A 25,147-nucleotide genomic window follows, 5' to 3' on the forward strand; every position below is an offset into this window, starting at 1 on the left:
CGTGTCGCTTATTACTTATCCCTGTTTTTGTTAAGGGAAATTTCAACACGTCGGTTTTGCTGTCTTCCAGCAGCTGTTTTGTTAGTAGCAACTGGTCGCTCTTCACCATAACCTTCAGAAGTCAATCTGTTGGCTGGCATACCGATAGTGGTTAAGTAATCCATTACAGAAGCTGCTCTTTCTTTAGAAAGCTTCATATTGTAAGCATCACTACCTCTACTATCTGTGTGTCCTTCAATATGGAACACGGTATTTGGATACTCCTTCATAATGTCTGCGATGCTCTGTAGTGCACCGTAAGACTCTTGACGGATGGTAGCTTTATCGTAATCAAACAAGATAGTTTTAGAATACTCGTTGATTTCTTTAATTACCTCAACAGTTACTTCTGGACAACCGTTGTTAGCAACAGTACCAGCAACATCAGGACATTGGTCATCTTTATCCAATACACCGTCGCCATCTCTATCTTCGTATGGGCAACCGTTGTTGGAAGCAGGTCCTGCTTCGTTAGGACACTCATCGTCTTTGTCAGCGATTCCGTCTCCATCAGCATCAGGACAACCGTTCAATGCAGCCAATCCAGCAACTGTAGGACAGTCGTCTTGAGGATCTGGGATTCCATCACCATCAGTGTCAGGACAACCGTTGAACTCTGCTAAACCAGCAGTTTCTGGACATGCATCGTTTCTGTCCTCAATGCCGTCACCGTCAGTGTCAGGACAACCGTTGAATTCTGGAAGGCCGGGAGTTTCTGGACACTCATCATTTTGATCGTAGATGCCGTCTCCATCGGTGTCTTTTCCACCAAACTTAAACAAGATACCAGCAGAATGTTGGAAATGCTTTACACCGTAATCATCTTCAAAGGCATGTTTATAAGTTGATTGTAGGTTTAACGCTACGTTTTCGGCGAACCAGATTTTAATACTGGCCAAACCGTTGGCAGTACCAAAGCCTATGTCGTCAACCCAGGTGTAACCACCACCAACACCAAGAGATGGATCAAACCATCCGCCTGGACCGTTGATCAGGTCTCTAAAGCTATATCTAATTTCACCATCTGCAGCATAGTAGCTCATATCGTCTACACTCACATCACCAACTTTATCGATTCTGTTAATAGAACCAACAGCAGTAAAAGTGAAACCGCTACCTACATATCGGCTTACGGCAATTTTAGATACAGAAGGTAAAATGTTCCAGTGGTCATTTACGTTGAAGTATTCGTCAAAAAACTCGCCTCTCATTGGGGAATTTTCTGTTTGACCGTCCTCAAGGCCAACGGGAAAGACGTCAACAGCATTGACACCAATCTCAAAAGCCCAAGGGTTGTTTTCGTCCTGTGCGTTCGCTACGCCAATACCCATAAATAGGATGGCAGCAACTAATAAACTGTTAAGATGTTTCATATTCGATTGTTTAATTTTTAAGTGTTAATTAGAGCAAAAGTAAGTTGTTATAACTTATAAACAAAGTCAAATCTATTAAAATTTTCACAAATACAGCCCCTTTCGCCAGCAAAATTAGTTTATTCAGTCTTAATAATATTCAATTTTTTGCCCACCTTGATAAAGGCCTTTATGGCTGTGTCCAAATGCTCTTTTGTGTGTGCGGCAGATAGTTGTACCCGTATTCTCGCTTTGCCTTTTGGTACAACTGGATAGAAAAAACCAATCACATAAATGCCTTCTTCCAGCAACATATCGGCCATGTCTTGTGATAGTTTGGCATCATAAAGCATGACAGGGACAATAGCAGCATCACCGTCAATAATATCGAAACCGGCATCTTTTATGCCTTTTTTAAAGTAAGCCGTGTTTTGCTCCAATTGATCCTTTAACTCGTTGTTGTTGCGCAACATATCAAATACTTTAATAGAGGCGCCAACAATGGCCGGTGCCAAGGAGTTTGAAAACAAATAGGGCCTAGATCGCTGGCGCAACATCTCGATTATTTCTTTCTTGCCCGTGGTATAACCACCCATAGCTCCGCCCATGGCTTTGCCCAAGGTGCCTGTAATAATATCCACCCGGTCCATAACACCTTTTTCTTCTAAGGTCCCACGCCCTGTTTCACCAATAAATCCAGTAGCGTGGCAGTCATCTATCATGACCAATGCATCGTATTGGTCTGCCAGATCACATATTTCATCCAAAGGTGCCACCAGGCCGTCCATGGAAAAGACCCCATCGGTCACGATGATCTTAAAGCGGGCGCCATTGTCGTTGGCAGCGATCAACTGCTGTTCCAGATCGTTCATATCATTATTCTTATACCGATAGCGGGCGGCTTTACACAACCGCACGCCGTCTATAATGGAGGCGTGGTTCAAGGAATCTGAGATAATGGCATCTTCTTTTGTAAGCAATGGTTCAAACACACCACCGTTGGCATCAAAACAAGCTGCGTATAATATGGTGTCTTCGGTTTGGTAAAAATCGGCAATTTTTTGTTCCAGCTCTTTGTGGATGTCCTGTGTGCCGCAGATAAACCTAACGGATGACATTCCAAAACCGTGGGTGTCCATCGCGTCCTTGGCGGCTTGGATGACTTCTGGGTGCGAAGAAAGGCCCAAATAGTTGTTGGCGCAGAAGTTGATCACTTCTTGCCCTGTTGAAATTTTAATGACAGCATCTTGTGGTGAAGTAATGATGCGCTCTTTCTTAAAAAGTCCGTCGTTTTTTATTTCCTGAAGTTCTTCTTGCAGGTGTTCTTTAATTTTTCCGTACATATCAATTTGTTTTTGTCTTCATCTACAAAGTTAGGCTTTATTTATAAGTATTCCATTTTCTGAAGTATAAACCAGTATTTTTTCAGCTATTGTAAATTTCATTTCCGAAAGGGCCGCGGCGTATTCGTTTATTTGCTTGACGTGTTTTTTCAATGGGCTCCCAGTTTTGTAATCGACAATGGTGACCCTGCCATCGGGATGGAACACCAAACGGTCCGGCCGCAAGACTTTTCCTTCTGAAGTAATCAAATCCCGTTCATTTTCTACCTTGTTCGTCTTCTGAAACAAGTGACACAATTCCTCGTGGTGTATCACGGCGGAAACTGTTTCTTTCAATACATTGAAATCCTCTTCGGTAACGATAGACCGTTTGTTAAGGGTTTCCAATACTGCTGAAGCATCGCTCTCATAAGTGATTTCGGCCATGATATCGTGAAAGCGGTTTCCACTTAAAATGGCAGCTTCGGTTTCAGAATCCCACAAAAAAGCATCTTTGGTTACGATGTTTAACTTGTGGTCTGCAGGGGCCGTGTTGATGTATTTGGGTACGACCATACCGCTTACGGCTTCTTCTTTCTTTATTTCTTTATTTTCTTTTTCACCAAATTGATACAAAAATTGGTCATCTTGCCATTGCCGTTCGTGTTTAAGGTACTCCATAAACAGCTGACTGAAATTTTTGGGGCGGTCTTTTACCTTGCTGGGCTGTTCGGTAAATATGTAAAGCTGCTCCACGGGGCGGGTAAGGGTAACGTACAAGAGGTTCAGATTGTCCAGCTCCAGTGTGTTTTGGCGTAAACGGTACTTTTCGGCGCCTGTTTCACTGTATTGCGCCACATTGCTGTTAAAGTTGATCAATGTTTCTTTAAAACCAAACTCGTTTTCCGGCGCCCCGAACCACGTTTTCGGTTCTATTTCTTTGTACAGGTCGGTTTCGGCAAAAGGAAACAACACAACAGGGAATTCCAGTCCTTTCGCTTTATGGATGGTCATTAAGCGTACCGCACCGGCAGTTTCAGCCGCTGCGATTGATGCTTTTTCCTTTTTGACGTCCCAATAGTCTAAAAAAGCGGTTTTTGAGGCCAAGGGCTGCTGTTCAAATTCATATACCAAATCCATAAAACCGAAGAGGTAGGCATCTGCAACTTCTCCTAAGCTCAACTGCCGGATGCAATATTCAAAAGCTTCGTACAGCGATACCGTGTGGATGGTATTGGGATGGAAATCAATTTTATTTTGCATTAGTAGTTGTGATACTTCGTCTGCAGTTTTATTCAAAAACTGAGCAAAAAAGGTGTGCTTTTCAATGTTGTCCCAATTGGTGGGCTCCAAAACTGATAAGTGGCTGTAAATAAAATCGAGCATGTTAATTTTCGCTTCTTCATTTTCAGGTTGTAGCGAATAGGTAAGTATGTGCATCAATCCTTGCACGAGCGGCGAAGACTGCAGCAATAATGTTTCAGAAGAAACAACCGAAATCCCTTGTTCCATTAGTCGCGTGCCCAACGCAATGCCCTCTTTTTTGCGGCGGGTTAAAATACAGATGTCCTGCTCCTGATAGCCGTTGTTTTTTAAATCACGTATGGTTTGCAGGATCAAATTTGCATAAGCTTCTTCCTTTTCGGACGCTGTTTGTTTTTCAATAAATTCAATTTGCACGTATCCGCCGTCTTTTTGGGTGGATTTTTGTTTGTTGCCCACTTCATATAATTGAGTGTGGGTAGCATCTCCAAAATATTGCGAAACAAAAGTGAAGAACGAATTGTTGAACGAAATAATTTCCTCACAGCTCCGGAAATTGGTGCCTAAATTTTCCACCACGGGTTTTGAGGTGGCAAAAGGGCTCTTGCCGCCATAAAGGTCCATAAACTGCTCGGGTTTTCCACCACGCCAACGGTAAATGGATTGTTTGGCATCGCCCACCAATAGCAAGGTTCCTGGGCTTTCATCCTGGATTTGCTGCGACAGGGCATTCTCTATTAACGGAATGAGGTTTTCCCACTGCAGTTGCGAGGTGTCTTGAAACTCATCGATAAAATAATGACGGTACCGTTCGCCCAAACGCTCATAAATAAAGGGAGCGGGCTGGTTTTTTATTTCTTTGTTGATGATGGAGTTGAATTCTGAAATGGGCAAGATGTTCTTTTCTTCTTTAATATTTTCTATTTCTTGTTGCACCAGGTTTATTACTGAAAGTGGCGTGAGGTTTTTCAATATGTTTTCCAACAAGTCGATCTTGAAGAACAAGGCCTTACTGTCCTTAAATTTTTCTTTGAAAACAGAAGAGAGTCCATCCATTACCGCTTTTATCGTATCATCGGTCGATTTGGTGTACAGCGGTTCTTCATCCAGTACCTTTTGTTGCCATTGGGTATCAAAATTAATGGAAGCAGTACCTTGGGACAGTTTTACAAAATGATCGTAAAAACTACCGCGTGAAAAGCAGGAACGGTCCAAGCCATTGCGCTCCAAAAGTACAAAAAGGGACGTGGTGACGCCAAGCAATTCTTTTTTTGTGGCTTCCAAGCTTTTATAAAGCGTTTTTTTGAAGCTTAAAAAATCATCCAGCGATCGCTCTTTAAGTTGCTCCACGTGTTGTGTTTCGTTTTCAGAAAAAAGAAGCGAAGCCGTTTTGGTGATATCGCGGGCAATGTCCCAAGATTTGTCGTCGTCTGTTTTTTCAAGGGCAAAATCCAGCAGGATGTTGGTAATTTGTTTGTCCTCGCCTGCTTTACTGATTAATTGATCCACTGCTTCGGCCAAAAGCTGTTCGGTGTCCAGGCTCACTTCAAAATTGCTCGACAGCTTTAAGTCCCTGGCAAAGGTGCGCAGCAATTGATGGTTAAAACGGTCTATGGTATCCACGCTAAAAGCCGAATAATGATGCAACAAATGTTTTAGTATTGCTTTTGAGGCAGTCTGGATGTCTTTAAGGCTCAAGCCTGTGTCGGCCGCGAGCAGCGTCATCATTTTCGGTGGATTGGCAACCGATGCCTCTTTTGAAAATGCCACCAGATTTGAAACGATACGCTGTTTCATTTCGGCCACGGCTTTGTTGGTAAAGGTAATCGCCAAGAGATTTTTGTAGCTCCCCTCTTTTTGGGATAGCAACAGTTTGCTCAGGTACGCTTTAACAAGGGTAAAAGTCTTTCCGCTTCCTGCAGCGGCATTGTAGATGGTAAATGGCTGGGTTGATTTCAAATTGTTCAAGTTGAAATTGTAAACTGTTTTTCAGAAAGTATCAATATAATCTATATCATTATAAAATCTTATAAAATTTATAACATTTTTTAAAGGATGTTCTGTGTACCTTTGGTAAAGTACGAAAAGAAAAAACAAATAAATAACTAAAAAATAATATAATTATGGCTTTCGAATTACCGAAATTAGACTATGCTTTTGATGCTTTAGAACCTCACATTGATGCGAAAACGATGGAAATCCATCACGACAAACACCACAAAGGCTATACCGATAAATTAAATGCAGCCATTGAAGGAACCGACAAAGATGGTAAGACTATCGAGAATATTTTGAACAATCTTGATATGGACAATAAAGCCGTTCGTAATAATGGCGGCGGATTCTACAATCACCGTTTGTTTTGGGAAATTATGTCGCCCAATGGTGGCGGAAAACCTTCAGGTGCTTTAGCTGAAGCGATAAACAGTGCCTATGGAAGTTTTGAAGATTTTAAAGAGAAATTCTCTTCGGCGGCCAAAGGACAGTTTGGCTCAGGATGGGCTTGGTTGTGCGTGCACGATGGTGGAAAAGTGGAAATCTGTTCCACACCTAACCAAGACAACCCATTAATGCCGGGCGTAGGTTGTGGCGGCACCCCAATATTAGGCTTAGATGTATGGGAGCACGCCTATTACCTAAACTACCAAAACCGCAGGCCCGATTATGTAAACGCATTTTTCAATGTGATAGATTGGGATGAAGTTTCTAAACGTTACGAGCAAAATAAATAAACCACGGAACAGGTTAATTGTAGAAAATCCCACTGGAAACGGTGGGATTTTTTAGTCACATACATTTAATTTGCGATCCAGTTTTGTAAACGAGGAACAGTAAAGATTTTCATTCGAGTAAAGAGTTATGTTTTTCTTGAGGTTGTCAAAATAAGTCATGGCAAACTTCTTCTTGCAAACCGATGTGATGAGAGTAACCCCAGTGTGCTGCCGCAGACCTCCTTGTCGGTATATTTTGAAAATAGGAATACGTGTTTGGAAAGAAAAGATGAAACGGCTGGCGTTAACAATTTTCTTCGATATTAAAACCTCAAACATGCTCGCCTGCTTACCAATTGTAAAATAGTAAACCACCCCAATTTTGACGCTTAAACTTACACGCGCGAGGCATAAAAAGATGGAAAGATCATGGGAAACTAAAAACGGCTCGCAATAAAAGTGTATTTAATACGAATAAAGTTCTGGCTATTGCTCGCCACCCTTTTTAGATTTAGGGCATAAACCTACACGCTGGGGGTAAAAAGGTGGAAAGATCATGGGGAACTAAAAACGGCTCGCAAGAAAAGGGCATTTAACAAGAGTAAAGTTCTGGCTATTGCTCGCCACCCCAAATTTGGCGCATAAAAAAAGGTGGAAAAAATCCACCTTTTTTTGCCCCAAATCTACCATGAACTTAACCTACTTATGCTATGGTATGGTTCAAATATAGGATAATAATTCTTTCAGCTTCAGGTTTTTAGATAAAGTGCGTTAATTTTCGATTAAAAGATTAATTTTTATAGGTCTTTCTTTCGGAATATGGGTTTTGGACGAAGGACTTGCCAATAATGTATCTTTTTCACTTTTCGGTTAACATATTGGCTCGCTAATATTGCTTTAACGTTATGTAAATGTAAATTTAAGGTTAACTTTTCAAATTTTTATATATTTGAGGTTGATAAAAATGAACGACTTATGACTCATGACGATAACAAATATTATATACTGAAAATAAAATATTCGGTTCAGGAAATATCTGGAAAGAAAAAACATACCAAAAGACCTATCCATAAGAATAAGAAACGCTACTTAATCAAAGACCTGCATTCGTTGGACCGCAAGTTTGAGGATATTGAACATACCCTGACCGAGGTTGATAAGCCTGATAAAAAGAATATTTTCAACATCTTGAAAAATTATGTGCTCAGGTTTGGGTCCAATTGCAACTCTACGTATCATAGGATGTTGCGGATATAAATTGAGGTTTCTGAATAAAATAAATAACATAACTCCCGTCCGCTAAATTTTATTCCTTTCCTGTAAGAAACTATGTAAAGCGTGTTAGAGGAGAAATATAAACGGCCCTTGATGAAATTATTTCTTCAATTTTGATATAGCTTGTTATCTCTTTTGAGTTTAAAGTATAAACCTATAAACTGGAGCGTGAAAAGGCGAACAAGGTTCAAGAGCGGTGAAAACGGCTCGCAAGAAAAGCGCACGCGACAAGGGTAAAGCTAAGGCTATTGCTCACCAGTCTAGTTTGAGAATAGTTAATAAGCTAAGCGCTGAAAGTAAAAAAGGGCGAATAAGCCCCAAAAAAGTGTGACATAGCCCGCCACTCTTTTTAGATTTTAGGGCATAAACCTGCACGCCGGGACGTGAAAAGGCAAAAAAGGTTCAAGAGCGGTGAAAACGGCTCGCAACCCAAATCTATCTTTAAGATTGAAATTTTAGGTATAGCTCGCCACCCCGAATTTGGCGCATAAAAAAAGGCGAACAAGCGTTCACCTTTTTTTGCCCCAAATCTTACCATAAACTTAACCTACTTATGCTATGGTATAGATCAAATATATAGTATTTTTTCAGTTCCACAATAAGGCTTTTCCTACTATTGGACGAACTGTCTAATATAATCGATTAACAACGTAATTACGGCAGATTATGCTGTGTTTCAAACAATTTAGTAGGCCCGTTCTGGGTTTCCTTCGTAAAAATGGACGTACGCTTTATTTACTACGCGTTTTCCGCCGTCGGTTGGGTAATTGCCTGTAAAATACCAATCGCCCAAATTTTTGGGACAGGCTTTGTGCAGGTCGTCCACCGACTGGAAAATCAACTTCACATCGGCTTGAATATCTTCAACACTTATGATCTCGGCTATCTTATCTGAAATTTCTTGATCACTGAACGGTGCATACAATTCTTTCACGTGATTTACTGTTTCATTGGTTTCTGTTTCAAGCTGTTCTTTGCACTTGTTGTAAATTTCTTCAACAATACCATAGGTGCCTCGTTCTTTGTGCAGTGCCAAAGCAGCCTGAAAAGCCACTAAATCTTCCAACCGAGCCATGTCGATACCATAACAATCGGGGTAACGAATTTGTGGTGCAGACGATACCACGATAATTTGCTTGGGGTGCAAGCGGTCTAACATTTTTAAAATGCTTTTTTTCAACGTGGTTCCGCGTACAATGCTATCGTCGATTATAACCAAACTGTCCGTTGGCTTAACCACTCCGTAGGTAACATCGTACACGTGGGCTACCAAGTCGTCCCGGCTGCTGTCTTCGGTAATAAAGGTTCGCAGCTTAACGTCTTTAATCGCAATTTTTTCAGTACGTATTTTATGTTCTTGTATCTGCTGAAGCCTTTCGGTCGTTAAATTTCCTTCCTCTTTGAGAATGGCTTCGTTTTTCTGCTTGTTCAGTTCGTTTTGTGCAGCATCTAGCATGCCGTAGAACGACGTTTCAGCTGTATTCGGAATAAAAGAAAACACAGCGTTTTCGGTGTCGTGGTCTATTTCTTTTAATACCTTCGGCATGACGAGGCGGCCCAGTTCTTTCCGTTCTTCATAGATTTCGGCATCGCTTCCGCGGGAAAAATAAATACGCTCAAACGAACAGGATTTGCGTTCCAAAGGCTCCAATATCTTCTTTTCTGAAAAACTTCCGTCTTTTTTCAAAATAATGGCATGCCCCGGCTCTACTTCTTCAATAGTGTCAAAAGGCACGTTGAACACCGTCTGTATGGCCGGCCGTTCGGAAGCTACTACAATCACTTCGTCATCTTTATAATAGTACGCTGGCCGTATCCCGGCAGGATCGCGTAATACAAAAGCATCGCCGTGTCCCAGCATACCTGCCATGGCGTAACCGCCATCCCAATCTTTGGCCGATTTTTTCAGTATTTTTTCTATTTTCAATTTTTCGGCGATAAAAGGAGAGGCTTCCATTTTGTTGAGCCCGGCCTTTTTCGCTTTTTTATAAAGTTTCCGGACGCCTTCATCGAGAAAATGGCCAATTTTTTCCATCACGGTAATGGTGTCGGCCTTTTCTTTCGGGTGCATGCCAAGCTTGATCAAGTTGTTGAACTGCTCGGTTGTGTTGGTCATGTTGAAGTTTCCGGCAATAATTAAATTACGGTGCATCCAGTTGTTTTGCCGTAAAAAAGGATGTACGTTTTCCACGCTGTTAATGCCAAAGGTGCCGTAGCGTACGTGGCCCAAAAATACTTCGCCTATATAGGGAATGTGCTTTTTTTGTGCGGCCACGTCGTCTTTATATTCCGGATGGTGTTCAAACGCTTCGTTAATGCGGCCGTTTATCTGGGCAAAAATATCCTGTATGGGTTGGGCTTTATTGGAGCGTACCCGGCTTATGTAGCGTTCCCCTGGCGAAACATCGAGCTTTATACTGGCAAAACCCGCACCGTCCTGGCCACGGTTGTGCTGTTTTTCCATCATCAAGTACATTTTGTTCACCCCGTAAAATGCCGTGCCATACTTTTCTTTGTAATATTCTAGTGGCTTTAGCAACCGGACCATTGCAATTCCGCATTCGTGTTTTAAAGCGTCGCTCATTGTTTTCTGAAATATTAATTCAATTAAAAACGCCCCGAAAATTCAGGGCGCGTTGTTATGTTAGTGCTATATCAAATTGGGTTAGGCTTTGAAATTGCTTCAAGCGTTTGTGGACTTCTTTTTTTGAAAGTCCTTCCAGGCGTTCAGTGCCAAATTTTTCCACACAGAACGAAGCCAATGCCGACCCATAAATAATGGCATTTTTCATGTTTTCGAAGCTATAATCCCCGGTTTTTGCCAGATATCCGGTAAACCCTCCAGCAAAGGTATCGCCTGCGCCTGTGGGGTCAAAAACGGCTTCCAAAGGTAAGGCCGGGGCAAAAAATACGTCTTCCCCCTGAAACAACAAGGCGCCGTGCTCCCCTTTTTTTATCACTACGTATTTTGGTCCCATTTCCATGATTTTTTGAGCTGCTACCACTAAGGAGTATTCACCCGTTAACTGTCTTGCTTCTTCATCGTTGATGGTAATCACATCTACTTTGGCAATGGCTTGTTTTAATTCGGGTAACGCGTTGTCCATCCAAAAGTTCATAGTGTCCAGCACGATTAATTTTGGGGCATCCATTTGCTCGATCACACTCAATTGGACGAGTGGATGCAGGTTTCCTAACATCACTACTTCGGCATCTTTGTAGTTTTCCGGTACTTTTGGGTTGAAGTTTTCCAATACGTTCAGCTCGGTTGCCAAGGTGTCGCGGGAATTCATGTCGTTATGGTATTTCCCGCTCCAAAAAAAGGTTTTGCCTTCTTTGATCACTTCAAGCCCTGTAACATCCAACTCGTTGTTTTTTAACATTGCGATATATTCCTCTGGAAAATCACCGCCTACGACTGAAACAATAGCGCCATCGGCATTAAACTGGCTGGCGGCCAGACCTATGTAGGTAGCGGCGCCTCCTAAAATTTTATCGGTTTTGCCAAAAGGGGTTTCAATAGCGTCGAAAGCAACGGTACCAACAATAACGAGTTTGCTCATAAAAGGGTTTTAAATTGAGGGTGCAAATTTAACGAAATAATTTAGAAAAATAATGATTTTAACGAAGACTGAATAAAGCGTAAGTAATTGATTATTACTTCCTTCCAAAATCGGCCGGGATTTCGCCCCACGCTTTGGTTTCCCATTTCACTACTTTGGTAGCGTAGGTGTTGGTTTTAAGCCAAGTTTCCGCTCGGGCAATTAATTCAAATAATGGTTTATTTTTGGAAGACTTTTTTAATTTAGTGTTGCATTTTTTTCGTTTTACCCAGCCCATTGCGATTTTACTGTCGCTGTAAATAATGCGATCGCTCCCTATTTTTTTTAAATAGGCCAAACCATGAACCAAGGCCAAAAACTCCCCAACATTATTGGTTCCTTGTATAAACGGCCCTTGATGAAACAGCTGCTTGTGCGTTTGCGTATCCACTCCGCGATATTCCATTTTTCCGGGATTACCGCTAGAGGCCGCATCGACCGCAATGGAATATAGATTGGGTTCGCCTATTTTTTCTAACTGCTCTTTGGTGAGTGTTTTTTTGCGTTTGGTGTTTTTGCCTCTATAATCGGCATACTCTTTATTGTACGCTATTTTGGCTTCTTTTAAACTTTCAAAACTTTTGTATTGGGCACCGGTAACGCCTGTAATGGCCTTTTTGCACTCTTTCCAACTATGGAAAATACCCGTGGGGTTCCCAAACCAGACGACGTAATATTTTTGTTTCTTCTTTGTCATGTTAAGAGGTTTTATTTTTCCCCGCCTGGTTGCTGAGCGGAGCCGAAGTATCAGCGTGGGGACAACAATTTCTCAATTACCTTAGGAAAATGCTCATACTCCAACGCATGGACTTTTTCAGCAACCGTTTCGGGCGTTTCGTGTGCTGAAAGGGCTGTTTTTTCCTGAAATATAATCGCTCCTTCATCATAATGTTCGTTCACGTAATGAATGGTAATGCCCGTTTCGGTCTCTTTATTGGCGATAACCGCTTTATGAACGTAGGATCCGTACATGCCTTTTCCGCCGTATTTGGGCAATAAGGCCGGATGGATGTTAATTACTTTGTTGGGGTATTCTTTCAAGATTATTTCAGGAAACTTCCATAAAAAACCGGCCAGCACAATAAGGTCTGGTTTTGTTTCCCGAAGCGTTTGTAAGATGCCTTTTTCAGAAACCAAGTTTTTTTTATCAAAGTGCAACGTATTGATATTGTGGTTTTTAGCCCGTTCGAGCACCTTGGCATTCTTGTTGTTGGACAGCACGAGAACAACCTCACCAATTGTTGCTTGTTTAAAATGGGTGATGATGTTTTCGGCATTGGTGCCACTGCCCGAAGCGAAAATAACGATGCGTTTTTTACTCAAAATAGGTTGGGTTTTTCATGAAGTACTATAAAAATATCAACAAAAGTAAGGCAATATGGGCATACTTCTCCCAAAAATGTTTAAATTGGTGTTCACATTTTATGGTTAAAATGGTGTATTAAATTAAAAAATTTTATTTTTGCCACTTAATTAAATTTTAAAAAACAAAGATTATGTCAGACATTGCATCAAGAGTAAAAGCAATCATAGTAGACAAACTAGGCGTTGACGAAAACGAAGTAGTCAACGAAGCAAGCTTTACAAACGACTTAGGAGCTGATTCCTTGGACACGGTAGAACTTATTATGGAGTTCGAAAAAGAATTCGATATCCAGATCCCGGACGACCAAGCCGAAAACATAGCAACGGTAGGCCAAGCAATATCCTATATAGAAGAAGCTAAATAAACGTAGCCCTTTATGGAACTTAAGCGAGTTGTAGTTACAGGTCTTGGAGCATTGACACCCATTGGCAACACCATTCCCGAATATTGGGAAGGTTTGGTCCATGGAAAAAGCGGTTGTGCCCCCATCACGTATTTTGATGCCGAAAAATTCAAAACTAAATTCGCTTGCGAGTTAAAAGGGTTTAACCCACAAGACTTTTTTGACAGGAAAGAAGCCCGAAAGCTGGATCCTTTTGCGCAATATGCTTTAGTATCTTCAGACGAAGCCATTAAAGATGCGGCAATAAACCTGGACGAAGTTGATAAATTTCGCGTTGGGGTTATTTGGGGTGCCGGAATTGGTGGGTTGGAAACCTTTCAAAATGAAGTGATAAACTTTGCTGAAGGGGATGGAACACCACGTTTCAACCCCTTCTTTATTCCTAAAATGATAGCCGATATCGCACCTGGCAATATTTCTATCAAGCATAAATTTATGGGGCCAAACTACACCACGGTTTCGGCTTGTGCTTCTTCTGCCAACGCCATGATCGATGCACTGAACTACATTAGGTTAGGCCATTGCGATGTAATCGTGACTGGAGGTAGTGAAGCCGCGGTTACAAAAGCAGGAATGGGCGGTTTTAACGCTATGCACGCCCTTTCTACCCGAAACGACAGTCCCGAAACGGCATCAAGACCTTTTGATGCTACACGTGATGGTTTTGTACTGGGAGAAGGAGCAGGCGCCTTGATCCTAGAAGAGTATGAACATGCCAAAAAACGCGGTGCAAAAATCTATGCCGAAATTGTTGGCGGGGGTATGTCCAGCGACGCCCATCACATGACAGCGCCCCACCCAGATGGTATAGGTGTAGAGCGCGTAATGCTCAATTGCCTGCGCGATGCAGGGATAAGCCCAAATCAAGTAGATGCCATCAATACACACGGAACTTCAACGCCATTGGGCGATGTGGCCGAACTTAAGGCCATTACCAGCGTATTTGGTGAACATGCTAAAGATATCAACATTAACTCTACCAAGTCCATGACTGGGCATTTATTGGGTGCTGCCGGAGCCATTGAAGCCATCGCTTCCATCTTGGCTATGGAAAACGGTGTGGTACCACCAACCATAAACCATACTACGGTAGATGAAAACATTGACCCTTCCCTTAACCTTACCCTCAACAAAGCACAAGAACGTGAAATTAAAGTAGCGATGAGCAATACATTTGGTTTTGGAGGGCACAATGCCTGCGTATTATTCAAAAAACTGGACGCGTAAACAATAAATGGCATCCATAAAACACATATTTCATTCCCGCACTACAAATGACGGGGATTTTTTTTATGCGATTAAAAAGATATTAGGGTTTAAGCCTAAGGATATTTCCATCTACAACGAAGCCTTTACCCACCGTTCCCTCCATGAAACAAATAAAAAGGGCGTACCGCAAAATTACGAACGGCTGGAGTTTTTGGGCGATGCCATGCTCGGTTCGGTTATTGCGGCACATCTCTTCAATAAAGTGCCCACCGGCGACGAAGGATATTTGACCAAAATGCGCTCAAAAATTGTGAGCCGGGAACACTTAAACGAATTGGGTCGCGACTTGAACCTGATCAAATTCCTGAAATCCTCGGTTTCTTCTGAACAGTTCGGCGGAAACATCCACGGAAATATTTTCGAGGCTTTGGTCGGTGCCATTTACTTGGACCGCGGCTATAAGTATTGCGAAAAATTTATCTACAAACGGGTCATAAAACCTTATGTGGACATTGAACGGTTGGAAGGTAAAATAATAAGCTATAAAAGTCTTTTTATTGAATGGTGCCAAAAGAACAAACAAAAGTTCAATTTCAATGTTTACGAAGATACCGGCAAAGACGAAGTGAAGCATTTTGCCGTAAAATTGAAATTAAATAACGAAACCATAGCCAAGGCCAGGGCCACTTCAAAAAAGAAAGCCGAAGAACGGGCAGCCAAAAGAGCCTATTATAAGTTCCAGGAAAAAATTGAGAAAGAATTAAACTAAGCTCTTCGGTAATTACCTAAAGTATCCTTATTTTTATACTAAAATGAGGGTATGGGAAAGCTCAAATTGGTGCTTGAAGACGATTTTAAGGAAGATTTTCAAATAGTGGCCATTCACTGTGGTGCAGCACCCTTTAAATTAGCGTATTACCTTAACAAATATGTAAACTTACGGTTAAAGCGCCGAAGAACCGATCTAGCGTTTTCAAAAGATGGGCTGGAAGTACAATTTCCCTTGTTTGAATTTAAAGATACTGTAAATTATACAGTGTACGATTTGGTGTCCAATACCTGCAAAACGGCCAAAGCCCATACAACGGCCAGTGGAGGGTTGTTCGGGACTCAAGCTACGGAAGAAAACATAACCACTTATTTGGTTCCCGAATATAAAAACGTGGATTATTTCTTGAAAATCACTTCAGAATACGATCAAGCCCCTATTAACAAACTGCTTTCCGAAGTAAATAAAATAAAACCTGTCATTTCTTCTTATCACATAGAAAATGAACAGATAAAATCTAAAAACAATTTAATATTCAGTTAATGTTAAAATTAAAACGAACAAAAATAGTTGCCACCTTAGGCCCATCGACCACAAAGAAGGAGATCTTGAAAAATATGATCTTGGAAGGGGTAAATGTATTCCGTATCAACTTTTCGCATGCCAAATACGAAGACGTGAAAAAACGAATAGCCGTTATCAGGGAATTGGGCGAACAGCTGGGGATGACTCCGGCAATCCTGGCCGATCTGCAAGGTCCAAAATTGCGCGTGGGGATGATGAAAGAGGAAGTGGTATTAAAGCCAGGAGACGAGCTGTTTTTTTGTACGGGTAAAGAGTTTGAAGGTACCCAAAAAAAAGTTTTTATGAATTACGACAGCTTCCCGAAAGATGTCAACACAGGCGAACGCATTTTACTGGACGATGGAAAGCTTATTTTTGAGGTGTTGGAAACCAACGATAAAGACGAGGTAAAAGCCAAAGTGATCCAAGGCGGTCCATTACGCTCCCGAAAAGGCGTAAACCTGCCCAATACCAATATTTCCTTACCGGCACTTACCGAAAAAGATAAAAAAGACGCCATTTTTGCCGTAGAGCAAGAGGTGGATTGGATTGCACTGTCTTTTGTGCGTCGGGCCGAAGATTTAAAAGAATTACAAGCTATAATTGAGGCACATTGTGATTATAAAATACCTATCATCGCAAAAATTGAAAAACCCGAAGCGGTAAAAAACATTGATAAAATTGTAGCCTACTGTGATGGTTTAATGGTCGCCAGAGGCGATCTCGGGGTAGAAGTACCAGCTGAAGAAGTGCCATTAATTCAAAAAGAATTGGTATTAACGGCCAAACGGGCGCGTATTCCGGTTATCATTGCTACCCAGATGATGGAAACCATGATCACTTCGCTCACCCCAACGCGGGCCGAAGTGAACGATGTGGCAAACTCTGTTATGGACGGCGCCGATGCGGTTATGTTAAGCGGCGAAACATCGGTTGGTAAATATCCGGTTGAGGTAATCCAAACCATGGCCAATATCTGTAGAAGCGTGGAAAACTCAAAATTAATTGCCGTGCCCCACGAGCCGCCACAGATTAGAACCAACCGTTACATTACAAAATCGGTTTGCTATCACGCAGCAACGATGGCCAATGAAATAGACGCTACGGCAATATGTACGTTGACCAATAGTGGCTATACGGCTTTTCAGATTTCAGCTTGGCGGCCAGATGCCAATATTTTGGCCTTTACCTCAAACAAACGCATTCTATCGCGGTTAAATTTGTTGTGGGGCGTCAAGGCGTTTTATTACGATAAGTTTGTAAGCACCGATGAAACGGTGGAAGACGTTAACCAAATTGCCAAAGATCACGGCTATGTAAATAAAGGAGATTACCTAATAAACCTTGCCGCAATGCCTATTGCAGATAAGGGTATGGTGAATACCTTACGGGTGTCGCTTGTTAAATAGCAATCTTAAGTTCATTTCGAGAACTTAGTTAAGCGGCTTTCAAGTTTTTGCTCACAATTTCCAACTTATACGATGTGTTGATAGTAACAATAAAAAACTATCATCATGAATCGAAAATTCTATCTTTTAAGTATAACCTTATTTTTAAGTGTACTTACAACAGCACAGACGGCCACTTTTGTTGGTGGTGGGTCGGACAATAGGTGGCGTACTGCCGCCAATTGGGATATTGGCACAATACCAGGGGCCTCGCATGATGTAATATTGCCCAATGGTTCTGATTCTGAGATTTTTGGCCTAGCGACGACACTCCAAGTAAAATCTATTACCATGCAAGGCAATGCATTGCTTACCGTTATTGGAAAATGGGGCATAGAAGAGACCTCTGTAGTTGGTGCAAATGCCACCATCCACTGGCAGACAGGCACCTTATCTGGCCCCGGGACATTAATAAATGAGGGCACTATCGCAAACCAAACCATAAGCAATAAAACAATTGCTCAAGGAGCTGTCATTCAAAATGATGCGACCTATCTACTACCGGATGGTTCGGGCGATTTTTTAATCGAAGGGCTTTTTGAAAATACCGCAACCGGTACACTTTCTGCTATCGCTCCCACTTCAGGTAGCAACCCGCTCATCAATTCTACCACGACCAATGGGATTCTTCGTAATTTCGGTACTATTGAAGCAAACGCTTTAAGCCTGCTTCTGTCTCTGGAAAATGAAGGAGGTACCATCAATGTGCAATCAGGAACGTGTATTATCAATGATCCAAATTCTAAACTCAATGGTGGCGAATACAATATTGACGCAGGAGCAGAAATGCAGTGGATAGGCGGAACAACAACGCTTTCTGGTACCCTGGTTGGAAACTTGATGGGACCTCTCAATTGGTTCGGAAATGTAAAAGTGCCAACCACGGCCACCATAGATTTTGGTGGAAGTGAAAAGCTATATTGGAAAGATAATACCTTGAGCGGCGGTGGAACCTTAATCCTTGCAAGCCCAACGAACATAGACAATGGAACCGACGGTATTATCGAGACCACTATGCTTCAAAATGAAAGTCAATTAAACTTGAACAGCTCTATAAATATTGTAGATGGTATCTTTTTAAACACTTCAACAGGGATGGTATTCTTAAATGACAATGCAGGTTTTACCACAGCAGGTGCAGCTGCCATAAGAAAGTTTTTAAATGAAGGAACGGTCCAAAAATCCGTAACCACAACAACACCGGTAAACAGTATAGCTTTTGAAAATAACGGAACCGTAAATATCGAGGCAGGCACATTGGCTGTAAATTCAAATTTAGGATTTGAGAATGCCACAAATGGAATTGTGAAAGGCATCGGTACTCTGGCCATTACCGCTAATACCCCAATGGTGAATAATGGAACCTTTTCCCCAGGGCTTTCACCCGGTATATTAAGTTTTACCGGTAATTTCAATAGCGAATCAAATGCTAAAATTCTAGTAGAACTTGACGGTTTGGCACAGGGCACTGAATACGATATGCTCCAGATTACAGGAGATGCCAATTTTCAAGGAACAATCGAAGCGATTTTAGGCTTCGAACCCTTAATTAATGATGAGTTTATAGTTGCCACTACTTCCGGAAACATTACCGGATGCAATCTGCCTACTACCATAACTGCAAGCATTGGCAACCTGGAATATACTTTTTCCGTTGCATGTAGAAACGACAATCAACTTGTGCTCACTACCCAATCTTCCGTGCTTGGTAACCATGAATTTAATACGCTAAATAACGTGAAAGTCTATCCCAATCCGGTATTTAATGTGCTGTCCATTGAGCAAAATCCGGCAGCATTAATCGAACAGGTTCAATTGCTGACCATTGACGGAAAATTAATTCAAAACTTTAAAACTGAAACACAAGAACAGTTTTTAAAAGTGCCAGTTCAATTTTTGCCTTCGGGACTGTACTTGATCAGGCTTGTTTCTGAACATGAACAAACGGTAAAAAAAATAGTGAAGCGGTAAAAATATAAAACCCTAATTTCTTGATATGCAAATTAGGGTTTTTATGGTTTATTCTACTTTTTCAGTCCGTTCCAACTTCATCATATTGCCCTCTTTTGTTATGGTGACTTCATACCCAAAACCTTTGGCACGGTACTCGTAGTTTATTTTTTCTAAGGTATTATCTTTCCTGTTTACGGTAAGTTGGCTGGTCCACGTACCGCTTTTGGGGTTGTTTTCCTTAACGGTTTCCTCAGGGCTCCCTTTGGGGTTGGGAAATGCAAAACTCTTTGGAATATCAAATAGTTCGGCCGCGATGTAGAAGGCTTCATGCCAATTATCGGTAGGAAGCGATAAAATCTCTGTATTGGTGGGTTTGCTCGCAGTCCCGCCACTGGTTTCATTAAACGAAACATCTAGGAATTGTGCTTTTAAATCCTCTGCGTATATTTTTGCTTTTAGGTCTTCTTCTGGAGGGAAAAATTTGGAAAGGTAACCGTTAAAGGCATAACCGGTTTTTTGGTTAAATTCCACTTGATGCATACCGCCTTTTAGGCCGCCAACGGTCATGGTTTCCTCCGTTTCTGGAGTAATCACCTTAACCTTGGTGCCGTAGGGCATCACGCCCATTTTTTCACTGTTTAGGTTGTTATGTTCGCGCAGGGTAAGTCCGCTGGATGCGGTAACATACATAAATTCTGGCGTGGTTTCGGTTTCTTTTTCAGCAAGGGCAAGTTCGTTTGTTTCTTCTGAAACTTCTGAAGCGTCATTTGATTTCGTTTCGTTTTTACAGGATATTACTGAAACAATAACGGCAAAAACAAGCAAGGAATAAGCTACTTTTTTCATAATAGATGGGTTTTGAAGTTACTAATTAGATTCAAGTAGTCTTATTTCATATTTTAAAAATCAAATTTAAGTTGAACGTCTATACTTTCCTCGGGTTCGGGTTGTTGTTCTTTTTTTTCGTTGTTAAGGTTCGATAAAGAAATCCCCAACAATCGCACCGAATTTTTCATTTTCTCCTGAAATAACAAATCTTTAACAGCGTCGAGCATTAGCGACTTGCTTGAAATATAGAACGGTAACGTTTTGCTTCTTGTCTGTAACGTAAAATCACTGTATTTAATTTTAAGCGTGATCGTTTTTCCGGCCACATTGTTTTTTGTGAGTCGGCGCTCTACTTCTTCGGCAATGGTTTCTAGGCGCTCCAGCATATACACTTCCGAAGAGATGTTTTCAGAAAACGTACGCTCTGCCGCAAGTGATTTTCGGGTTCGGGTGGGTTTTACGGCGCTGTTGTGGATACCGCGTACCACATGATAGTAATACGAACCGCTTTTGCCAAAATGTTCCTGAAGATATTCCAAGGGTTTGGCTTTTAAGTCTTTTCCTGTGAAAATTCCGTGGCGGTACATCTTTTCTTTGGTCACTTTCCCAACACCGTAAAACTTTTTAATTTCCAAATTTTCCAGAAAACCTAAAACCGCTTCGGGTGGAACGGTTTTTTGTCCGTTGGGCTTGTTGATGTCACTGGCAACCTTCGCGATGAATTTATTGGTGGATATCCCCGCCGAAGCATTCAAGCTGGTCTTCTCCTTGATTTTTTGTCTTATTTCCTGGGCAATCAACGTAGCACTGGGATTGCCTTTTTTGTTTTCGGTTACATCCAAGTAGGCTTCATCTAATGAGAGCGGCTCTACCAAATCGGTATATTCAAAAAAAATGTTCCGTATGCGTTGCGAAAGCTCACGGTAACGATCAAAATTACTTTTCACAAAAATCAAGTGCGGGCACATTTTCTTCGCCAATACACTGCTCATCGCCGATCGCACGCCAAATTTACGAGCTTCATAGCTGGCAGCTGCGACCACGCCCCGTTTGCTGCTTCCGCCCACGGCAATGGCCTTCCCCCGTAATTCAGGATTGTCCAGCTGTTCTACCGATGCATAAAACGCATCCATGTCCACGTGGATAATTTTACGAATGGGCAAGGCTTCTTCCATACTGTAAATTTAATATCTTTATAGTAACCAAATAAATATACCTACAGGGTTTTCTTTCTTTGCTGAAAAAGCTTTGGCAAAGAAGTAAATACCCTGCAAGATGGATGATTCAACATAAAAAAACCATGCAAAAAATAGCCATAATTTTAGGAGCCACGGGCCTAACAGGAGGTATCTTGCTTAAGCAGTTGCTTCAAGATGATTCCATTTCAACGATAAAATTATTTTCGCGTAGCTCTAGTGGGGTAAAAGATCCTAAAGTGAGGGAGTACCTTATCGATATGTTTCAACTGGAAAGAGAAACCGAACGCTTTACGGGCGATGTGGTTTTTTGCTGTATTGGGACCACAAAGTCTAAAACACCAGATAAGGAAACTTATAAAAAGATAGATTATGGTATTCCGGTTACAGCTGCAAAATTGGCTAAACAGAATTCAATTCCGAAGTTTATTGTAATTTCAGCCTTAGGCGCAAATCCAGACAGTAGCGTGTTTTACAATAAAGTAAAAGGTGAAATGGAGCGCGATGTGTTGCAGCAGAACATTTCAGAAACCTATATTTTGCAACCTTCCTTAATTGGTGGGAACAGATCTGAAAACAGGATGGGGGAGTCGATTGCGAAATTTTTCGCAAAAACATTTGGGTTTTTAATTCCGAAGAAATATAAAATGATTGAACCGGAAACCATAGCAAAAGCGATGCAAAATTTAATCTATAAACCTTATTCTGAAAAACGGATTCCTTCAGATAAAATTAAAGAAATAGTAGAATCTAACCCCAATTAAAATACTAATTGGATTTTTAGAATAAAGAATAAACAATGAAAGAAATAGAACGGAAATTTTTAGTGACTTCTGAAGCATTTAAAGAACTCGCTTTTAAAAAAACAAGGATAGTGCAAGGTTTTTTAAATACCCATCCCGAGCGAACGGTGCGAGTTAGAATAAAAGGCACCGAAGGTTTCATTACCGTGAAAGGAATAGGGAACGAAACCGGGGCGAGCCGTTTTGAATGGGAAAAGCAGATTACGGTATCAGAAGCCGAGGCGTTGTTGGAAATTTGCGAACCGGGAACAATAGATAAAATACGATACGAGGTAAAAGCTACCAATCATATTTTTGAAGTAGATGAATTTTTTGGCGAAAACCAAGGATTGACCGTGGCTGAAGTTGAATTGCACGAAGAACAGGAGAAAGTTAAAATTCCCTGTTGGATAGGGAAGGAAGTTACCGGGGAAACAAAATATTATAATTCGCAATTAAGCAAACAACCATTTAAAACTTGGAACGATGAAAATTAAAATTACGTTAGTAGCAATATTATTGGCTTTTTGCAGCTGCGACAACCCGAAAGAAGAAAAGAAGAAGGACACTTTTGTAGAGAAAGAAGAACAAACATTCAAAGCTGAAAAAGAATCTGTGACAGAACTTAAAAAAGAGCTTACCGATAAAGGCTACCAGATTTTTGATTATGTGGATGAGAAAACCGGCGATACGGTTTTGATGCAACAATATTTCATCGCCTTTTTAAAACGAGGTGCCAATAGATCACAAAATAAAAAAGAAGCTGATAGCTTACAAAAATTACATTTAGCCCATTTAGGAAGTATGTATGAACAAGGCTTTGCCGATATTTCGGGCCCTTTTGGAGATGACGGCGATATTCGCGGTATTACTATCTATAATGTGCCAACAAAGCAAATGGCAGATAGTTTGGCCAATATGGATCCTATGGTACAAGCAGGCCGGTTAACGATTGAAATACACCCGTGGTGGGCAGCAAAAGGGTTTTCGTTACGTTAATTAATCTATCAACGAAGTGTCAACCACAATACCCCGTAAATTATGAATCACCAAATGGTTTAGCATTTGCTGGGTGGAATATTGGGTGTTGAATTCAGGATCGGCTAAAATCTCATCGATTTTAAACAAATGAATTTCACAAAAAAGGTTCAGGTTTACATCTTGTCTTATTTCTTCTACTTCCTGTGCTTCTTTCAATAAGCCTAAAATTATATCAAAAATTATTGTTCTTTTATACGTTTCATAGTGGTTGTGGGCTGAAAGATGGTATTTTTTTAATTCAAAATAAAAAGCGGGATCGTAGGTTATCAATTGATTGATTCCGTAGCGATAAATAAGGATTATTTTTTGAAGCGGTGACATTTCTTTTTCAAGAATACGATCTATTTTGTTGAAATGTTCTGTAAAAATGTAACAAATCGTTTTTTCAATAAGCAAATCTTTACTGTCAAAATATGTGTACAGCGTTTTCTTTGATACGGCTAATACTGAAGCAATATCATCCATAGAAACACTTTTTACTCCATATTTTTTAAAGAGCTCCAGTGTTTTTGTTATAATTTTTTTGTCTTCGCTTTGCATCTTTTCTTTTAAAAAAATTCCCGCCCTGCATTGCTACAGGGCAGGAATCAACAATCAACCAATCATGAAAACTATGAATCTTTACTGCCAACCACCGCCTAGTGCTTCGTACAAATCAACCACCGATTGAAGCTGGTTGTTTTTTGCACGTATCAAGTCTAAGCTCGAGTTTAGGGCATTTTCCCGGGCGCGAAGCACTTCTAAATAGTTTGCTAACCCATTATCCAACAATTCTTCTGAATAATCTGTAGAAAGGCTATAAGCCTCGTATTCTTTTTCTTTTACATCAATCTTTTCTGTAGCAGCTTCATACGAATACATTGCATCTGAAACTTCTTTTCCGGCATTTAAAATGGCAAATTTAAAGTCTAACCGTGCTTGCTCTTGTTGCGCTTGCGATACTTCGTATTGCGTTCGTATTTTCCGGCCATTAATAATGGGTTGCATTAAGCCTCCCGTAATGGTGGCAAACAATGAACTTGCACTGAACAGATTGTCAATATCCAAACTTTGCAACCCGCCGTTTGCTGTTAAGGTAAGCGAAGGATAAAAGTTGCTTCGAGCCACATTGGTGAGCTCAAAAGCATTAATTAGGCTATATTCTGCTGCAATAACATCGGGGCGGTTTCGCAACAACTGTGCGGGAACACCGGTTTTTAATTCGGTATTTATTTCTTGGTTTTCCAGCTCTCCCCGGGCAATTTCTTTCATGGGGCTACCCAATAAAATGGACATGGTATTTTCCAGTAATTTAGACTGGGTTTTCAAGTCGATCAAGATGGCTTGAGCGGTATATAATTGCGCTTCGGTTTGTTTAACGCCTACTTCGGTCACATTTCCTGCCTCTTTAAGGGCTTCCGTTGTTTCTAAGCTATTGGTTCGGGTTTCAATGGTTTCTTCCGTAATTTGAATCTGTTCATCCAAAGCCAATAATTGATAATAGGTCGAGGCAATATTGGCCACTAACCTACTTTTAACGGCTTTGTGCGCAGCAACAGACTGTAAATAAGAAGCTTGAAAAGCCCGTTTGTTGCTTCGTATTTTACCCCAAATATCTGCTTCCCAAGAAAGACCGCCACTCAATTGGTATTGGTTTAGGGAAGAAAATTGCCCTCCAAACTGACTGTTTTCTGAAAGTTCTTGTCTGGTATAGGTAGCATTTCCGTTCAATGTAGGAAAATAACCTGCCTTTCCTTGTTTGAGATAAGCTTCGGCAGCCGAAATCTGCTGTATGGCAATACGGATGTCAATATTGTTCTGCAACCCTTCTTCAATATAATTTTGAAGTTGGGCATCGGTAAACAATTCTTTCCAAGAAACTGAAGCCAAAGATAAACTATCTTGAGGCAGTTTGTCCGTTCGGTAATATTCAGTTTCTACAACAGTTTCCGGCCTACTGTATTCTTTGGCCACAAAGCAAGATTGCAGTATTAAGAAAACCAAGGCAATTGCTGAAATTTTTATTATTTTAACTTGTTTCATTT

22 protein-coding genes are annotated in these 25,147 nt (G+C 41.0%); 11 read left to right on the forward strand and 11 right to left on the reverse strand.

The window, feature by feature from the left end:
• Positions 1–11 precede the first annotated feature (11 nt).
• From DDV96_RS07415 to DDV96_RS07425, 3 genes are all read right to left on the reverse strand, one after another.
• Positions 12–1,412, reverse strand: a complete 1,401-nt coding sequence (locus DDV96_RS07415) for an OmpA family protein (RefSeq protein WP_116694124.1) — start codon at positions 1,410–1,412, stop codon at positions 12–14.
• Positions 1,413–1,531: 119 nt separating this feature from the next.
• Entirely contained in the window at positions 1,532–2,734 is a 1,203-nt protein-coding gene (gene kbl, locus DDV96_RS07420; protein WP_116694125.1) for a glycine C-acetyltransferase, read from the reverse strand.
• Between the two features lie 30 nt (positions 2,735–2,764).
• Entirely contained in the window at positions 2,765–5,935 is a 3,171-nt protein-coding gene (locus DDV96_RS07425) for a UvrD-helicase domain-containing protein (RefSeq protein ID WP_165805984.1), read from the reverse strand.
• 164 nt (positions 5,936–6,099) lie between these two features.
• On the opposite strand from DDV96_RS07425, the gene DDV96_RS07430 reads away from it, so the two are divergent.
• Together DDV96_RS07430 and DDV96_RS07435 are read left to right on the forward strand one after the other, a co-directional pair.
• Positions 6,100–6,708 carry a superoxide dismutase gene (locus DDV96_RS07430; protein ID WP_116694127.1) on the forward strand — a complete coding sequence of 203 codons (609 nt, stop codon included), beginning with the start codon at positions 6,100–6,102 and terminating at the stop codon, positions 6,706–6,708.
• Positions 6,709–7,662: 954 nt separating this feature from the next.
• A complete protein-coding gene (locus DDV96_RS07435) occupies positions 7,663–7,944 on the forward strand; it encodes a hypothetical protein (protein WP_116694128.1) in 282 nt (93 codons plus the stop codon).
• A 703-nt stretch (positions 7,945–8,647) separates the two neighbouring features.
• Here the strand turns inward: DDV96_RS07435 and DDV96_RS07440 are convergent.
• The 4 genes from DDV96_RS07440 to purN form a co-directional block, all read right to left on the reverse strand.
• Complete coding sequence (locus DDV96_RS07440; RefSeq protein ID WP_116694129.1) at positions 8,648–10,546, reverse strand: amidophosphoribosyltransferase; 1,899 nt, start codon at positions 10,544–10,546, stop codon at positions 8,648–8,650.
• Positions 10,547–10,601: 55 nt separating this feature from the next.
• A complete protein-coding gene (locus tag DDV96_RS07445) occupies positions 10,602–11,525 on the reverse strand; it encodes a PfkB family carbohydrate kinase (protein ID WP_116694130.1) in 924 nt (307 codons plus the stop codon).
• A gap of 94 nt (positions 11,526–11,619) precedes the next feature.
• Complete coding sequence (locus tag DDV96_RS07450) at positions 11,620–12,261, reverse strand: ribonuclease H1 domain-containing protein (protein ID WP_116694131.1); 642 nt, start codon at positions 12,259–12,261, stop codon at positions 11,620–11,622.
• 50 nt (positions 12,262–12,311) lie between these two features.
• Positions 12,312–12,887, reverse strand: coding sequence for a phosphoribosylglycinamide formyltransferase (purN, locus tag DDV96_RS07455; protein ID WP_116694132.1), 576 nt, complete (start codon positions 12,885–12,887; stop codon positions 12,312–12,314).
• Between the two features lie 173 nt (positions 12,888–13,060).
• Between purN and DDV96_RS07460 the strand changes: the two genes are divergently transcribed.
• The 6 genes from DDV96_RS07460 to DDV96_RS07485 all read left to right on the forward strand — a co-directional run bounded on the left by DDV96_RS07460 (position 13,061) and on the right by DDV96_RS07485 (position 19,294).
• Positions 13,061–13,294, forward strand: a complete 234-nt coding sequence (locus tag DDV96_RS07460) for an acyl carrier protein (protein ID WP_034259990.1) — start codon at positions 13,061–13,063, stop codon at positions 13,292–13,294.
• A gap of 12 nt (positions 13,295–13,306) precedes the next feature.
• Positions 13,307–14,560, forward strand: coding sequence for a beta-ketoacyl-ACP synthase II (gene fabF / locus DDV96_RS07465; protein ID WP_116694133.1), 1,254 nt, complete (start codon positions 13,307–13,309; stop codon positions 14,558–14,560).
• Between the two features lie 7 nt (positions 14,561–14,567).
• Complete coding sequence (rnc, locus tag DDV96_RS07470) at positions 14,568–15,311, forward strand: ribonuclease III (protein WP_116694134.1); 744 nt, start codon at positions 14,568–14,570, stop codon at positions 15,309–15,311.
• A 51-nt stretch (positions 15,312–15,362) separates the two neighbouring features.
• On the forward strand, positions 15,363–15,854 hold the full coding sequence (locus DDV96_RS07475) for an IPExxxVDY family protein (protein WP_116694135.1): 492 nt from the start codon (positions 15,363–15,365) through the stop codon (positions 15,852–15,854).
• The gene (gene pyk, locus DDV96_RS07480) at positions 15,854–17,284 is read left to right on the forward strand and encodes a pyruvate kinase (RefSeq protein ID WP_116694136.1); all 1,431 of its coding nucleotides are present in this window, start codon (positions 15,854–15,856) and stop codon (positions 17,282–17,284) included. The genes DDV96_RS07475 and pyk overlap by 1 nt, the downstream gene beginning before the upstream one ends.
• Before the next feature lie 105 nt (positions 17,285–17,389).
• Positions 17,390–19,294: a T9SS type A sorting domain-containing protein gene (locus DDV96_RS07485; RefSeq protein WP_116694137.1), complete on the forward strand. Its 1,905-nt coding sequence runs from the start codon at positions 17,390–17,392 to the stop codon at positions 19,292–19,294.
• Positions 19,295–19,342: 48 nt separating this feature from the next.
• On the opposite strand, the gene DDV96_RS07490 is transcribed toward DDV96_RS07485, so the two are convergent.
• Together DDV96_RS07490 and dinB are read right to left on the reverse strand one after the other, a co-directional pair.
• Positions 19,343–20,122, reverse strand: a complete 780-nt coding sequence (locus DDV96_RS07490) for an SH3 domain-containing protein (protein WP_116694138.1) — start codon at positions 20,120–20,122, stop codon at positions 19,343–19,345.
• A 53-nt stretch (positions 20,123–20,175) separates the two neighbouring features.
• Positions 20,176–21,279, reverse strand: coding sequence for a DNA polymerase IV (gene dinB / locus DDV96_RS07495; protein WP_116694139.1), 1,104 nt, complete (start codon positions 21,277–21,279; stop codon positions 20,176–20,178).
• 125 nt (positions 21,280–21,404) lie between these two features.
• On the opposite strand from dinB, the gene DDV96_RS07500 reads away from it, so the two are divergent.
• From DDV96_RS07500 to DDV96_RS07510, 3 genes are read left to right on the forward strand one after another with little or no spacing between them, the layout of a single operon-like run.
• A complete protein-coding gene (locus DDV96_RS07500; RefSeq protein WP_116694269.1) occupies positions 21,405–22,064 on the forward strand; it encodes an NAD(P)H-binding protein in 660 nt (219 codons plus the stop codon).
• Between the two features lie 35 nt (positions 22,065–22,099).
• Positions 22,100–22,579, forward strand: a complete 480-nt coding sequence (locus tag DDV96_RS07505; RefSeq protein ID WP_116694140.1) for a CYTH domain-containing protein — start codon at positions 22,100–22,102, stop codon at positions 22,577–22,579.
• The gene (locus DDV96_RS07510) at positions 22,569–23,081 is read left to right on the forward strand and encodes a YciI family protein (protein WP_116694141.1); all 513 of its coding nucleotides are present in this window, start codon (positions 22,569–22,571) and stop codon (positions 23,079–23,081) included. The genes DDV96_RS07505 and DDV96_RS07510 overlap by 11 nt, the downstream gene beginning before the upstream one ends.
• Here DDV96_RS07510 and DDV96_RS07515 read toward each other — a convergent pair whose 3' ends face one another.
• Both DDV96_RS07515 and DDV96_RS07520 read right to left on the reverse strand, forming a co-directional pair.
• On the reverse strand, positions 23,082–23,663 hold the full coding sequence (locus DDV96_RS07515) for a TetR/AcrR family transcriptional regulator (RefSeq protein ID WP_116694142.1): 582 nt from the start codon (positions 23,661–23,663) through the stop codon (positions 23,082–23,084).
• 81 nt (positions 23,664–23,744) lie between these two features.
• Positions 23,745–25,145 (reverse strand): efflux transporter outer membrane subunit, encoded by a 1,401-nt coding sequence (locus tag DDV96_RS07520; RefSeq protein ID WP_116694143.1) that lies wholly within the window; start codon positions 25,143–25,145, stop codon positions 23,745–23,747.
• Positions 25,146–25,147 lie beyond the last annotated feature (2 nt).

Source organism: Marixanthomonas spongiae, assembly GCF_003095375.1.
GTDB classification, from domain to species: Bacteria; Bacteroidota; Bacteroidia; order Flavobacteriales; family Flavobacteriaceae; genus Marixanthomonas; species Marixanthomonas spongiae.

Bases quoted from the DNA above. Each gene is read 5' to 3' on its own strand.
- DDV96_RS07500 (WP_116694269.1), top strand. From the start codon at position 21,405: ATGCAAAAAATAGCCATAATTTTAGGAGCCACGGGCCTAACAGGAGGT.
- DDV96_RS07520 (WP_116694143.1), bottom strand. From the start codon at position 25,145: ATGAAACAAGTTAAAATAATAAAAATTTCAGCAATTGCCTTGGTTTTC.
- DDV96_RS07490 (WP_116694138.1), bottom strand. From the start codon at position 20,122: ATGAAAAAAGTAGCTTATTCCTTGCTTGTTTTTGCCGTTATTGTTTCA.
- kbl (WP_116694125.1), bottom strand. From the start codon at position 2,734: ATGTACGGAAAAATTAAAGAACACCTGCAAGAAGAACTTCAGGAAATA.
- DDV96_RS07445 (WP_116694130.1), bottom strand. From the start codon at position 11,525: ATGAGCAAACTCGTTATTGTTGGTACCGTTGCTTTCGACGCTATTGAA.
- DDV96_RS07510 (WP_116694141.1), top strand. From the start codon at position 22,569: ATGAAAATTAAAATTACGTTAGTAGCAATATTATTGGCTTTTTGCAGC.
- DDV96_RS07485 (WP_116694137.1), top strand. From the start codon at position 17,390: ATGAATCGAAAATTCTATCTTTTAAGTATAACCTTATTTTTAAGTGTA.
- DDV96_RS07415 (WP_116694124.1), bottom strand. From the start codon at position 1,412: ATGAAACATCTTAACAGTTTATTAGTTGCTGCCATCCTATTTATGGGT.
- pyk (WP_116694136.1), top strand. From the start codon at position 15,854: ATGTTAAAATTAAAACGAACAAAAATAGTTGCCACCTTAGGCCCATCG.
- DDV96_RS07450 (WP_116694131.1), bottom strand. From the start codon at position 12,261: ATGACAAAGAAGAAACAAAAATATTACGTCGTCTGGTTTGGGAACCCC.
- DDV96_RS07440 (WP_116694129.1), bottom strand. From the start codon at position 10,546: ATGAGCGACGCTTTAAAACACGAATGCGGAATTGCAATGGTCCGGTTG.
- dinB (WP_116694139.1), bottom strand. From the start codon at position 21,279: ATGGAAGAAGCCTTGCCCATTCGTAAAATTATCCACGTGGACATGGAT.
- DDV96_RS07505 (WP_116694140.1), top strand. From the start codon at position 22,100: ATGAAAGAAATAGAACGGAAATTTTTAGTGACTTCTGAAGCATTTAAA.
- DDV96_RS07475 (WP_116694135.1), top strand. From the start codon at position 15,363: ATGGGAAAGCTCAAATTGGTGCTTGAAGACGATTTTAAGGAAGATTTT.
- DDV96_RS07435 (WP_116694128.1), top strand. From the start codon at position 7,663: ATGACTCATGACGATAACAAATATTATATACTGAAAATAAAATATTCG.
- rnc (WP_116694134.1), top strand. From the start codon at position 14,568: ATGGCATCCATAAAACACATATTTCATTCCCGCACTACAAATGACGGG.
- fabF (WP_116694133.1), top strand. From the start codon at position 13,307: ATGGAACTTAAGCGAGTTGTAGTTACAGGTCTTGGAGCATTGACACCC.
- DDV96_RS07515 (WP_116694142.1), bottom strand. From the start codon at position 23,663: ATGCAAAGCGAAGACAAAAAAATTATAACAAAAACACTGGAGCTCTTT.
- DDV96_RS07460 (WP_034259990.1), top strand. From the start codon at position 13,061: ATGTCAGACATTGCATCAAGAGTAAAAGCAATCATAGTAGACAAACTA.
- DDV96_RS07430 (WP_116694127.1), top strand. From the start codon at position 6,100: ATGGCTTTCGAATTACCGAAATTAGACTATGCTTTTGATGCTTTAGAA.